Annotated in this window: 12 protein-coding genes; 2 read left to right on the top strand and 10 right to left on the bottom strand. The window is 65.6% G+C overall.

All coding sequences use genetic code 11. The annotated features are described in order from the left end of the window. The first annotated feature begins 29 nt into the window (after nt 1-29). Complete coding sequence (locus tag ACRCUN_RS09525; protein ID WP_462141392.1) at nt 30-653, top strand: LysE family translocator; 624 nt, start codon at nt 30-32, stop codon at nt 651-653. Nucleotides 654-682: 29 nt separating this feature from the next. Here the strand turns inward: ACRCUN_RS09525 and secG are convergent, their stop codons facing one another. The 7 genes from secG to ACRCUN_RS09490 form a co-directional block, all read right to left on the bottom strand. Further along, complete coding sequence (secG, locus tag ACRCUN_RS09520) at nt 683-916, bottom strand: preprotein translocase subunit SecG (protein WP_067845215.1); 234 nt, start codon at nt 914-916, stop codon at nt 683-685. Between the two features lie 43 nt (nt 917-959). After that, nucleotides 960-1,745, bottom strand: coding sequence for a triose-phosphate isomerase (gene tpiA / locus ACRCUN_RS09515; protein ID WP_462141391.1), 786 nt, complete (start codon nt 1,743-1,745; stop codon nt 960-962). Between the two features lie 4 nt (nt 1,746-1,749). Further along, entirely contained in the window at nt 1,750-2,976 is a 1,227-nt protein-coding gene (locus ACRCUN_RS09510; protein WP_462141390.1) for a phosphoglycerate kinase, read from the bottom strand. Between the two features lie 5 nt (nt 2,977-2,981). Continuing rightward, entirely contained in the window at nt 2,982-4,004 is a 1,023-nt protein-coding gene (gene gap, locus ACRCUN_RS09505; RefSeq protein ID WP_462141389.1) for a type I glyceraldehyde-3-phosphate dehydrogenase, read from the bottom strand. Between the two features lie 98 nt (nt 4,005-4,102). Next, nucleotides 4,103-4,825 (bottom strand): ABC transporter substrate-binding protein, encoded by a 723-nt coding sequence (locus ACRCUN_RS09500; RefSeq protein WP_462141388.1) that lies wholly within the window; start codon nt 4,823-4,825, stop codon nt 4,103-4,105. Nucleotides 4,826-4,843: 18 nt separating this feature from the next. Continuing rightward, nucleotides 4,844-7,768, bottom strand: coding sequence for an MMPL/RND family transporter (locus ACRCUN_RS09495; RefSeq protein WP_462141387.1), 2,925 nt, complete (start codon nt 7,766-7,768; stop codon nt 4,844-4,846). After that, nucleotides 7,765-8,160: an MmpS family transport accessory protein gene (locus tag ACRCUN_RS09490; RefSeq protein WP_462141386.1), complete on the bottom strand. Its 396-nt coding sequence runs from the start codon at nt 8,158-8,160 to the stop codon at nt 7,765-7,767. The genes ACRCUN_RS09495 and ACRCUN_RS09490 overlap by 4 nt, the downstream gene beginning before the upstream one ends. Nucleotides 8,161-8,342: 182 nt before the next feature. Between ACRCUN_RS09490 and ACRCUN_RS09485 the strand changes: the two genes are divergently transcribed. Further along, nucleotides 8,343-9,023, top strand: coding sequence for a TetR family transcriptional regulator (locus tag ACRCUN_RS09485; protein WP_462141385.1), 681 nt, complete (start codon nt 8,343-8,345; stop codon nt 9,021-9,023). Here ACRCUN_RS09485 and ACRCUN_RS09480 read toward each other — a convergent pair. The 3 genes from ACRCUN_RS09480 to ACRCUN_RS09470 are packed head-to-tail and all read right to left on the bottom strand — an operon-like array spanning nt 9,020 to nt 12,037. Next, a complete protein-coding gene (locus ACRCUN_RS09480; RefSeq protein ID WP_462141686.1) occupies nt 9,020-10,402 on the bottom strand; it encodes a TIGR01777 family oxidoreductase in 1,383 nt (460 codons plus the stop codon). The genes ACRCUN_RS09485 and ACRCUN_RS09480 overlap by 4 nt on opposite strands. 10 nt (nt 10,403-10,412) lie before the next feature. Next, on the bottom strand, nt 10,413-11,033 hold the full coding sequence (locus ACRCUN_RS09475; RefSeq protein ID WP_462141384.1) for an SOUL family heme-binding protein: 621 nt from the start codon (nt 11,031-11,033) through the stop codon (nt 10,413-10,415). Nucleotides 11,034-11,089: 56 nt separating this feature from the next. Beyond that, nucleotides 11,090-12,037, bottom strand: a complete 948-nt coding sequence (locus ACRCUN_RS09470; protein WP_462141383.1) for a sterol desaturase family protein — start codon at nt 12,035-12,037, stop codon at nt 11,090-11,092.

Below are 12,037 nucleotides of genomic sequence, written 5' to 3'. Positions count from 1 at the left end.
GGGGACACCGGTGCTCTTAGGATCGGCAGGTGCTCGTCAATGTCATGTCGTTCACCGTGGCCGCGGTGTTGCTGGTGGTCTTGCCCGGGCCCGACACGCTGGTCGTGGTGCGTGGCCTGGTGCGCGGGGGTATCCGAGGTGGCGTTCTGACGTCGCTGGGTGTGTTGTGCGGCCTGGCTGTGTGGGTCGTCGCCGCCGCACTCGGCCTGTCGGCCCTGCTGCAGACCAGTGAGGTCGGTTACGAGGTGCTCAAGGTCATCGGCGGTTGCTACCTGGTGTGGATGGGGGTGCAGTCCTTGCGCTCGCTGCGGCGAACGGCCGCCGAGCTGTCGGCGCCAGATCTGGGACGGCCGGTGTTTACGCGACCGGCGTTCGCGTCCGGTTTTCTCACCGACATCCTCAACCCGAAGGTCGGGGTGTTCTTCATCAGTTTCCTGCCCGGGTTCATCCCCTCGGGGTATCCCGTTGGCTGGATGACGCTGGAGTTCGGCGGCATCTACATCGCGCTCACCGCGCTGTACTGCGCGGGAATCATCGCGGCCTCCGGCGCGATCACGAGCTGGATGCAAGCGCCGCGGATCCGCAAACGACTCGACACACTCACCGGGTTGGTACTGGTGGGGTTCGGCGTGCGCCTGGCGACCGAAGCGTGACGGTCACACGGCGTCTCTCGCGGATCGGATCAGCTGTACTTGATCTGCAGCGCGACGCCGATGATGGACACCACCCAGATGCCGGTCACGAAGAAGGTGAGCCGGTCCAGGTTCTTCTCCACGACCGTGGAACCGGACAGGCTGGACTGGACGCCGCCACCGAACAGGGTGGACAGACCGCCACCCTTGGCACGGTGCAACAGAACCAAGAGCACGACCAGCACGCTGGTCACGACCAGGACAATCTGCAGCGCCAATTCCATGGCCGCAAGACTACCTGGTGAGCCTGCCCGGCCCCGCGTGGGGTTACGGCAGCGGACCGCCCGCGGCGATCGCCGAAAGCGTCGCGAACTGCTCACCGTCAAGCGATGCCCCGCCGACGAGCGCGCCGTCCACGTCACCCTGGGCCACGATCTCGCCGACATTCTTGGCGTTGACCGAGCCACCGTAGAGAACCCGGATACCGGCCGCCGCCTCCGGCGACGACAGGTTGCCCAGTTCGTCGCGGATCGCCTTGCAGACCTCCTGGGCGTCGGCCGCACTGGCAACGCGCCCGGTACCGATGGCCCAGACCGGCTCGTAGGCGATCACGAGCTTGCCGATCTGTTCCTTCGACAGCCCGGCCAGGGAGCCCCTCAGCTGCTCCACGTTGTGCTCGACGTGGTTCCCCGCCTCGCGCACATCGAGATGCTCGCCGATGCAGACGATGGGCGTGAGGCCGTGCTTGAACGCCGCGGCGGCCTTGGCGGCCACCAGGGCGTCGTCCTCGTGATGGTAGGTACGGCGTTCGGAGTGCCCGACGACCACGTACGTGCAGCCCAGCTTGGCCAGGAACGCACCGCTGATCTCACCGGTGTAGGCACCCGAGTCGTGCTGTGACACATCCTGGGCACCGTAGGTCAGACGCAGCTTGTCGCCGTCGACCAGCGTCTGAACGCTGCGAAGATCGGTGAACGGCGGGATGACGGTCACATCCACCTTGTCGAAGTACTTGTCCGGCAAGGCGAATGCGATCTTCTGGACCAGGGCGATGGCCTCGAAGTGATTGAGGTTCATCTTCCAGTTGCCGGCTATCAACGGCTTACGGGCCATGGTTCTACGACTCCAGTACTTCGATGCCGGGCAAGGTCTTGCCCTCCAGGTATTCCAGCGATGCGCCACCGCCGGTGGAGATGTGGGAGAACCCGTCCTCGGGCAGGCCCAGCTGACGCACGGCCGCGGCCGAATCGCCACCGCCGACGACGCTGAACGCGCCCTTGCCGGTGGCCCCGATGATCGCCTCGGCGACCCCCTTGGTGCCCGCGGAGAACGCCGGGAACTCGAACACGCCCATCGGGCCGTTCCAGAACACGGTCTTGGCGTTCGAGAGCAGTGCGGTGAACCGCTTGACCGACTCCGGGCCGATGTCCAGACCCATCTTGCCGTCCGGAATGCGATCGCAGGCAACCGTTTCCGGCTCGGCGTCGGCCGCGAACCTGTCGGCGACCACGATGTCCACCGGTAGGTGGATCACGTCGGCGTAGTCTTCGAGCAGCTTGCGGCAGGTGTCGATCATTTCTTCCTGCAGCAGCGAGGTTCCGACCGAAACCCCTTGTGCGGCAAGGAATGTGAAGCACATCCCGCCGCCGATGATCAGGCTGTCGGCCTTCGTGGCCAGGTTCTCGATCACCGCGAGCTTGTCGGACACCTTGGAGCCGCCCAGCACGACCGCGTAGGGCCGCTCGGTCGAGCTCGTCAACTGCTCGAGCACCTTGACCTCGGCAGCCACCAGAGTCCCGGCGTAGTGCGGGAGGATGGTGGCGACGTCGTACACCGACGCCTGCTTGCGGTGCACCACACCGAAGCCGTCGGACACGAACGCGCCGGGTGAACCGTCGGCACCCTCGACGAGACTCGCGAGCGCCTTCGCCAACTCGAGGCGTTCGGCGTCGTCCTTGCTGGTCTCACGCGCGTCGAACCGGATGTTCTCCAGCAACAGCACGTCCCCGTCGGTCAGGCCCTCGGCGCGGGCAAGCGCATCGGTGCCGACCACATCACCGGCCAACTGCACGTGGCGGCCCAGCTTCTCCCCCAGTGCCGCGGCGACGGGCGCAAGCGAGAACTTGGGATCCGGGCCGCCCTTGGGGCGGCCGAGATGTGCGGTCACGACGACCTTGGCACCGGCCTCGGCCAGCGCCTTGAGTGTCGGCACCGACGCGATGATGCGCCCAGCGTCAGTGATCGAGCCGTCTTCGTCCAACGGGACGTTGAGGTCGGAGCGGACCAACACGCCCCGGCCCTCGACGCCCTCGTTCAGAAGATCTTCGAGTGTCCGGACAGCCATCGTGACTAGAGAGACTTGCCGACCAGCGCGGCCAGGTCCACCAGGCGGTTGGAGTAGCCCCACTCGTTGTCGTACCAGGACACGACCTTGACCTGGTTGTCGATCACCTTGGTCAGGCCCGAGTCGTAGAGCGAGCTGTGCGGGTCGGTGACGATGTCGCTCGACACGATCGGTGCGTCGTAGTACTTGAGGATGCCCTTGAGCGGACCCTCCGCGGCGGCCTTGAAGGCAGCGTTGATGTCATCGACGCTCGCCGCCTTGGAGACCTCGGCGGTCAGGTCGGTGACCGAACCCGTCGGGATCGGCACACGCAGCGCGTAGCCGTCGAGCTTGCCCTTGAGCTCGGGGAGCACCAGGCCGATGGCCTTTGCGGCACCCGTCGAGGTGGGCACGATGTTGATCGCGGCGGCGCGGGCGCGGCGCAGGTCCTTGTGCGGCCCGTCCTGCAGGTTCTGGTCCTGCGTGTAGGCGTGGATGGTGGTCATCAGGCCCTTGACGATGCCGAACTCGTCGTTGAGGACCTTGGCCAGCGGGCCGAGGCAGTTCGTGGTGCACGAGGCGTTGGAGATGATGTTCTGGCTGCCGTCGTACTTGTCGTCGTTGACGCCGAGCACGATGGTGATGTCCTCATCGCTGGCGGGCGCGGAGATGATGACCTTCTTGGCTCCCGCGTCCAGGTGGCCCTGCGCCTTGTCGCGCTTGGTGAAGATGCCGGTGGATTCGACGACCACGTCGACTCCGAGGTCGCCCCAAGGGAGGGCCGCTGGTCCCTCTTTGACCTCGAGAGCCTTGATCTTGGTGTCGCCGATGACGATGGTGTCGTCGCCCTCGAGGCTGACGTCCTCGGGCAGCCGGCCCAGGATGGAGTCGAACTTCAGCAGATGCGCGAGGGTCGCGTTGTCGGTGAGGTCGTTGACCGCCACGATCTCGATGTCGGTGTTCTTGCCCTCGGCCTTCTGCGTCGCCAGGGCCCGGTAGAAGTTGCGTCCGATGCGGCCGAAACCGTTAACGCCTACCCGGATGGTCACGTGTCTCTCCTAATTGTCGAGGGAAAGTTGCCGGTCACTGCTCGTCAGCCAGCCTAGTGGTGCCCTCACCGGCCCGTGCGGTGTGGTCTGAAGCCCGGTCAAAGTGCGGCCAGGTGCTGGTCGGTGAACGGGTTGCCGAGCCAGCGCCGGCGAATCTGCTGCAGGGTGCCGTCGCCCTCCAACTCGCCCTGAACAGCGGCGATCCGGTCGAGCAGTTCGGTATTCGTGCGGGCGACGGCGATCGCGATCTCCTCGGTGGACAGTCGGCGCTGCACCACTTCCACCTCGGGCAGGGGTTTGACCAGCTCGGCGAGTACCGGAGCCAGCTTCATGACCGCATCACAACCGCCGCTGGCCAGATCCGCGAGCGCCACCCGGATGTCGCCATAGTCGTAGACGCGCACCCGGGCGGCCCGGCCCTGTGCGACCAGCCGTTCGGCGATCGGCTGGCTGGTGTTGCCCCGCTGGACGCCGATGGTGAGCCCGGCCAGGTCGTCGACGGACCGCACATGCGGGAGGCGGTTGGTATCGGTTGCCAGGGCCTGTCCGGAGATCAGGTAGGGCGGCGCGAACGCCGCCATCTGTTGCCGCTGCGGGGTGACCGTGGCGCCCGCGATGACGCAGTCGTAAGCGCCGGTGCCGAGGCCGTCGAAGACACCTTCGAAATCGTTCCCGGTGTATTCGACGAATTCGACTGCGGCGCCGAGCTTTTCCGCGATCGCGATGACGAGGTCGATGTCCAGGCCGGCTTGCCCTGGCCCGGCGGTCATCCCGTTGAACGGCGGATCCGGAGCCGCCACGCCCACCCGCAAGGTGCTCATCGCCTCACCGTAGCCGCGTCAGCCTCCCGACGGCCCCGGATGCTGCCTGGGCAGCTCCGTCGTCGGAGCGTCGTCGGTCGGCGCGCCGACGGCAACCGGTTCGCGCGGCGGTGGCAATGGGCGGTGCGGTTGCCGCATTCGCAGCACGTTGATCGGCCACCAGAACCACCGGCCCAGCAGCGTGGCCATGGCAGGCATCATGAACGAGCGCACCACCAGGGTGTCGAACAGCAGGCCGAGCCCGATCGTCGTACCGACCTGGCCCAGCACGCGCAGATCGCTGACCACCATCGCCGCCATCGTCAGCGCGAACACCATGCCAGCAGCGGTAACGACGCTGCCCGTGCCGCCCATCGCGCGGATGATGCCCGTCTTCAAGCCGCCGGGTAACTCCTCCTTGAACCGCGACACCAACAGCAGGTTGTAGTCGGAGCCGACGGCCAGCAGCACGATGACCGACATCGCAAGCACCATCCAGTGCAGGTCGATACCGACGATGTACTGCCAGATGAGGATTGACAGGCCGAACGACGCACCGAGCGACAACAGCACGGTGCCGACGATGACGATCGAGGCGACCAGCGCCCGCGTGATGAGCAGCATGATCAGAAAGATCAGGCACAGCGACGCGATACCGGCGATCAGCAGGTCGTACTTCGATCCGTCGGCCATGTCCTTGAACGTCGCGGCGGTGCCGCCGAGCGAGATCCGGGCATCTTCGAGCGGCGTGCCCTTGACGGCCTCGATCGCCGCCACCTTGATCGGCTCCACCCGGGCGAGCGCTTCGGGGGTCGATGACTCGCCGCGGTGCGAGATGATCATGCGGATCGACTTGCCGTCCGGGGACAGGAAGGATTCCATCCCCCGCTGGAAGTCGGGATTCTCGAACACTTCTGGCGGCAGATAGAACGAATCGTCGTTCTTGGCGGCATCGAAAGCCTTGCCCATCTCGGTCGAGTCTTTGCTCAACTCGTCCATCTGGTTGTAGAAGCCCGACATGGTGGCATACGTCGTCAGCATCATCTGCTGCATGCTCTCCATGGTCGAGATCATCGACGGCATCTGAGCGAGCAGCTGCGGCATCAACGCGTCCATCTCGGTCATGTTGACCATGACCTTGTCCATGGTCGCCGTCATGGTGTCCACGCCGTCCATCGCGTCGAAGATCGAGCGCATCGAATGACAGACCGGGATGTCGTAGCAGTGCGGTTCCCAGTAGAAGTAGTTGCGGATCGGGCGGAAGAAGTCGTCGAAATCGGCGATCTTGTCCCGCAAGTCGTGAATCGTGCCCTGCAGCTCGTTCATCTGACCGACCATGTCGTGGGTGACGCCGGTGAGCTGCGTCATCAGCCCGTACATGGTCTTCATGGTTTGGACCGTCTTGCCCATCTCGTCGGCCTGAGTCTTCATGTCGGCCATCCGGTCCTTCATGAGCTTCATGTTCTGCATCTGCCCGACGCCCTGCATGCTGATGAGGAACGGGATGGAGCTGTGCTCGATCGGAGTTCCCTCAGGTCGCGTGATGGTCTGCACCCGCGCGACACCCGGCACCCGGAACACCGCCTTGGCCACCTTGTCGATCACCAGGAAGTCCGCCGAGTTGCGCAGATCGTGATCGGCCTCGATCAGCAGGATTTCGGGGTTCATCCTCGCCTGGCTGAAATGCCGGTCGGCAGCCTGGAAACCCTCGTTGGCGGGAATGTCCTGCGGGATGTACTTCCGGTCGTCGTAACTGGTCTTGTAGCCGGGCAGGGCCGCGAGGCCGACCAGCGCGAGCGCCAGCGATGCGACGAGAATGGGTCCGGGCCAGCGGACGACGACCGTGCCGATTCGGCGCCACGCGCGTATACGCATGGCGCGCTTGGGTTCCAGCAGGCCGAACCGGCTGCCGATGGTGATGATCGCCGGCCCGAGGGTGAGCGCGACGAGCACGCCTGCGACGATGCCGACCGCACTCGGAACACCGAGGGTCTGGAAGTACGGCATGCGGGTGAGCGTCAGGCAGTACGTCGCACCGGCGATCGTCAGACCCGATCCGAGCACGACATGTGCTGTGCCGTGGAACATCTCGTAGTAGGCCGGCTCTTTGTCAAGGCCTTTGGTGCGTGCTTCCTGATAGCGGCCGATCAGGAAGATCGCGTAGTCCGTGCCCGCCGCGATCGACAGGGCCACAAGCATGTTCACCGCGAACGTGGACAGCCCGATGATGTGATAGTGGCCGAGTAGCGCCACGACACCGCGGGCCACCGCGAGCTGTACACCCACCATCGCGAGCACGAGCACGACGGTCACGATCGACCGGTAGAAGAACAGCAGCATCGTGATGATCACCGCGAAGGTCAGCAGGGTGATCTTGACCATGCTGCCGTCGCCGGCGTGGTTCAGGTCGGCCTGCAGGGCGGCGGGCCCGGTGACGAACACCTTCATGCCCGGCGGCGGTGGTAGTTCCCCGGTGATCGCGCGCACGGCATCGATCGACTCGTTGGCCAATGCCTCGCCCATGTTGCCCGCGAGGTTGAGCTGCACGTAGACGGCCTTGCCGTCGGTGCTCTGCGCGGAGGCCTCGGTCAGCGGATCGCCCCAGAAATCCTGGATGTGCTGCACATGCTTGGTGTCGGCCTTGAGCCGTTCCATGAGCTGGTCGTAATAGGCGTGCGCCTCGTCGCCGAGTTCCTGCTCGCCTTCCAGGACGATCATCGCGACGCTGTCGGAGTCGGATTCCTCGAACAGCTTGCCCATGTTCGTCATGGCCTGCATGGACGGGGCGTTGTGCGGGCTGAGCGATACCGCGTTCTCTTTGCCCACCTGTTCGAGCTGGGGTACGGCGAGGTTCATCACCGCGACCACCAGCAACCAGCCGAGGATGATCGGTATCGACAGCCGCCGGATCCACCGCGCCAGGAACGTCGGTCGGGTGATGTCGCGCTGAGCGTGGTCACTCATACGGACTTCGCAAAGCAATAGATGTAGGCGTTCACGTCGCGTTGTGTCCGTTCGTCTTTGACTTCGCCGTCAGAGGAGATGCGGCATCCGATGAAATCGCTACTGCCTTGCGCGAGCACGTTGCCGGTCATCGACGGCGCATTGGTGACGATCTCGACCGACCACGGCAAGGTGACCCCGTTGACCTGGTTCGGCTCACCGTCGTCGTCGATGTAGTTGACGTCGGCCACCGCTCCTGGCGGGCCGAAGATCTCGTAGACGACCCGTTTGGGGTCCGACACGTTCTTCTGGTCGTCGGACATGCTGCCGGCATAGGTGGGCAATTGCTGGGAACCGAAGATGCCGCGGATCTTCGTGACGGCGAACCCCCCGATGGCGATGACGGCGGCCATCACCAGCGGAATCCACGCCCGCTTGAGAGCTGTGAGAATCGTCGGACCCCTTCAACTTAGGGTTGGCTACCCGAAGAGGTTAACGCACACGACGTGCGTAAGGACGACTACGTTCTGTAGGAGGTCTGTAGGAGGTCTGTAGGACGTCTGGATGACCAACCCACGCGGCCGTACCTTCCGTTATGGTTCGGCCCGTGGAACCGGTGACCTTCAAGAGGGCCCGCACCGCGGAGAACAAGCGGGCGCGGGCGGCCGCGCTGATGGAGGCGGCCCGGTCACTCGCACTCGAATCAGGCGTGGCGGCAGTGACTTTGACCGCCGTCGCCGATCGGGCCGGGGTCCATCACTCGGCGGTTCGGCGGTATTACGCGTCGCACAAGGACATCCTGTTGCACCTCGCGGCCGAAGGCTGGGGCCGCTGGTCGGCCGCGGTGTGTGAGAGCCTGGCGGCCCCCGGGCCGATGTCGCCGGGCCGGGTGGCCGACTCGCTCGTCAGCGGACTGTTACAAGACGTCCTGTTCTGCGATCTGCTGGCCTACCTCCCACTGCACCTCGAACACGAGGTGAAACCCGAACAGGTCGTCAAGGTCAAGCGGCAGTCCTACCCCGCCGTGATGTCGATCGCGGAGGCCATCGAGCGCGCACTGCCCGCACTCGGCCGCCAGGGTGCGGCCGACATGCTGTCGTCGGCCACTGCGCTGGCGGGCACGCTGTGGCAAGTGGTGCACCCGCCCGCCGATCTCGTCGACGCCTACGCGACCGAACCGGCGGTGCCGCCGGAGTTCGATTTCGAATTCGGACCGACGTTGACGCGGCTGCTCACCGCGATGTGTACGGGGCTGGCCACGCAGTCAGCGGGTTAATCGGCGGGTATGCGACCCAGCACGTGCCGCAGCGCACTCTCCAGGGTGGGATGGCGGAACCGATGGCCCGCCCGCTCGAGCCTGACCGGCACGAGACGCTGGCTCGCACAGGCCACTTCACGGGCACCTTCGTCACCCAATAAAATGCGCGGCCCCCATGCGGGCACCGGCAGCACGGTCGGCCGGCGCAGAACTCGGCCGAGCATGTGGGTGTAGTCGACGTTTCGAACCGCTTCGGGCGCAACGGCGTTCACCGGGCCGGACAGACCGTCGTCCCACAATGCGCGGTGGTACACATCGACAAGATCATCGATGCCGATCCACGACAGCCACTGCGCGCCGTCGCCGATCCGGCCACCCAAGCCCAGCTCGAACAACGGATAGAGGCCGCGCAGTACTCCGCCCCGCGGAGATTGCACGATTCCGGTCCGCACCTGTACAACCCGCAATCCGGCCGACGCGGCGGGTGCCGTGGCCGCCTCCCAGTCGGCCACGACCTCGGCGAGGAAGCCATCGCCCCGCCCGCCGTCCTCGGAGACCGGATTTTCACCGGTGTCATTGCCGTAGTACCCGATCGCCGATGCGCACACCAACACGTCCGGCCCGCCATCGGTGCGCGCGGCAAGTTCGGCCAGCCCTCGTGTCGGGCCGACGCGGCTCTCGCGGATCGCGCGCTTGTGACCGGAGTTGAACCGGCCGGCGATCGAGGCACCGGCCAGGTGGATCAGCGCATCGACTCCCGACAGCAGATTCGGGTCGGGGTCTGCCGGATTCCACTCCCGCTCATCGGCATTGGATACAGCACGGCGCACGAGCTTGACGACCCGATGCCCTCCGGTGGTGAGAAACGCCGACAAGGCCGAACCGACAAGGCCGGATGCTCCTGTCATCGCAATCGTCAACGGCCGCAGACCCACCTCGCGGGCCTCGCGGTGGGCCGCGAGGTCGGCGGCGAGTTGTCGATGCCGGTAGGCGAACATGGGACGCAACGCAAAGCCGGGCACTGGCGTTTCGACCCGGTCGATCATCCGGGTTCGGCCGTCGCCGGCGTCCTCGAACTCGTGGGTGTGGGTCCACCGAACCACGGCGCGGACCGGCAGAGAAGCGACACCATCGCTGCTGATCGAGTCGACGAAACGCGTTGGCGGATCGTACAACTCCCGACGGTGCTGGGCCACCCAGCGCAATCCGCCCGGCAGTGCGAGCCGGGCCTGGCCGTCAGCCAGTGACGCGGCCTCGGACACGATGCGCACCGGTTGCCATGGTGGTGACAGCCGAACGAACGCGCCGGGGCGCGCATGCCAGGAGAACACCTCGTCACGCGGGGCATCGATCACCGTCGTGAACACGTGCTCGTCGGCGAGAACCCGGTTGAAGATCCCTGCCACGCTATGGCTCCACCGGTATCGCGATCTCGTTGCGGCGCAGGCATGGAATCGTCCACGGCGGGTCGTAGAACCACGCAGTCGGTTCGCCGTCGGCCTCGAACCCGTACTGCCGTAACACTTCACGCAGTTGCACGGTACGTTCGGTGACCGCGCCGGGACCGCGGTCACCGCTGAATCGCAGTACCGCCACCGACTGGGCCGGCAGCTCCGTGAGCCGCACCCTGTCGTCGTTGGGCTCGGGCAGCGTGTCGATGGTCAACCTCGCCGGCATGTAGAACTGGACGTCCCACCCATCACTGCGTCCTCCGGTTTGCGCGACGGGAGCGGTCATCGCGATCTTCTGTCCACCACCGGACTCCCCGATCCGTCCCGTCCGGCTCGCGCCGCCGTTGTCGCCGAATATGTAGCCGGCCAGTCGGCCGAACCCCAACCGCAGCGCGGCTTCGCGATCGGCGCCGACGGTCGTCACCGCGGCGACACGGGGACCGTAGTGACGGATCTCCACTCCGTCGGCCAACGATTCGGCCCGGTATGGCGGTTCTTCGGTGCCCACCCGCCATCCGATCACCGCGGGCGCTGCTTGAATCATCTGGCTGATGAGCTTCGGTATCTGCTGAAGCACGGCGCGGTTCCCTTCTGCTCAGCGCGGCCCGAAGCCGCGGTCCGCGAATACGGACGTCAGGGATTCGGAGCCGACGCCACCTTGGATTGCCCGGACGGCGAAAAATCATGCGCATCCGAATCGCTGACCGCGACACCCGGAGCGCCGGCGATACCGGTGTCTTCGCGCCATCCCGGCGGCCTCAACATGTAACCGAAGCGTCCGCGCCATGTGCGCGCCCGCCAGACATCGCCGACCATCGCCGCGAACTCGTGGAAATTCGCCTTCACCGGGTTGTACGTATCGATGTTCTTGGTCAGCCCGTAACGCACGGGTTCGTGCTCTGGCGCGAAGCTGCCGAACATGCGGTCCCACACGATGAGAATGCCTGCATAGTTCTTGTCCAGGTACGGGTTGTTGGCGCCGTGGTGCACGCGGTGGTGCGAAGGCGTGTTGAACAGGTACTCGATAACCCATGGCAGCCGGTCGATGCGCTCGGTGTGGATCGGGAACTGGTAGAGCAGCACGATCGCCTGGGAGAGGAAGATCAGCCAGACCGGGATGCCGATCAGCGCCAGCGGCACGTAGACGATCGAACTGAGGAACGATCCCGGGATGAGCCACGGCAGGCGCACGGCGGTCGACAGATTGAAGTGCTGACTGGAATGGTGCACGCTGTGGGCCGCCCAGAACAGCCGGATGCGATGGGACATGCGGTGTTTGACGTAGTAGGCAAGGTCGGCCAGCACGATCGCGACGACCCAGACCCACCAGTGCGCGGCGGACAACTGCATGGGCGCGAACGCCGCCGCGATCGCGACGATGGGAACCTCGATGAATCGCTCCAACGGCCGGACGAGGTAGCCGATGGCATAGATCGACAGGCTCGCGGAGCTGTCGCGCCACGATATTCCGGCGCGCGGCCGTGATTCGTCCTTGTCGAAGCGGTAGCTGAGAAACTCGATCACCATGAGGACGAAGAACGCGGGCATCGCGTAGAGCCCAATTCGCATCGCGTCGACCAT

It is taken from the genome of Mycobacterium venezuelense (assembly GCF_054919535.1).
Note: the sequence above shows the minus strand (reverse complement) of the source record. Positions and strands in the feature narration are given on the sequence as shown.

What these genes read in the sequence shown, in the direction of transcription:
- secG (WP_067845215.1), bottom strand. Translation starts at nt 916, where the DNA reads ATGGAATTGGCGCTGCAGATTGTCCTGGTCGTGACCAGCGTGCTGGTC.
- tpiA (WP_462141391.1), bottom strand. Translation starts at nt 1,745, where the DNA reads ATGGCCCGTAAGCCGTTGATAGCCGGCAACTGGAAGATGAACCTCAAT.
- ACRCUN_RS09510 (WP_462141390.1), bottom strand. Translation starts at nt 2,976, where the DNA reads ATGGCTGTCCGGACACTCGAAGATCTTCTGAACGAGGGCGTCGAGGGC.
- ACRCUN_RS09500 (WP_462141388.1), bottom strand. Translation starts at nt 4,825, where the DNA reads ATGAGCACCTTGCGGGTGGGCGTGGCGGCTCCGGATCCGCCGTTCAAC.
- ACRCUN_RS09495 (WP_462141387.1), bottom strand. Translation starts at nt 7,768, where the DNA reads ATGAGTGACCACGCTCAGCGCGACATCACCCGACCGACGTTCCTGGCG.
- ACRCUN_RS09490 (WP_462141386.1), bottom strand. Translation starts at nt 8,160, where the DNA reads ATGGCCGCCGTCATCGCCATCGGGGGGTTCGCCGTCACGAAGATCCGC.
- ACRCUN_RS09485 (WP_462141385.1), top strand. Translation starts at nt 8,343, where the DNA reads ATGGTTCGGCCCGTGGAACCGGTGACCTTCAAGAGGGCCCGCACCGCG.
- ACRCUN_RS09470 (WP_462141383.1), bottom strand. Translation starts at nt 12,037, where the DNA reads ATGGTCGACGCGATGCGAATTGGGCTCTACGCGATGCCCGCGTTCTTC.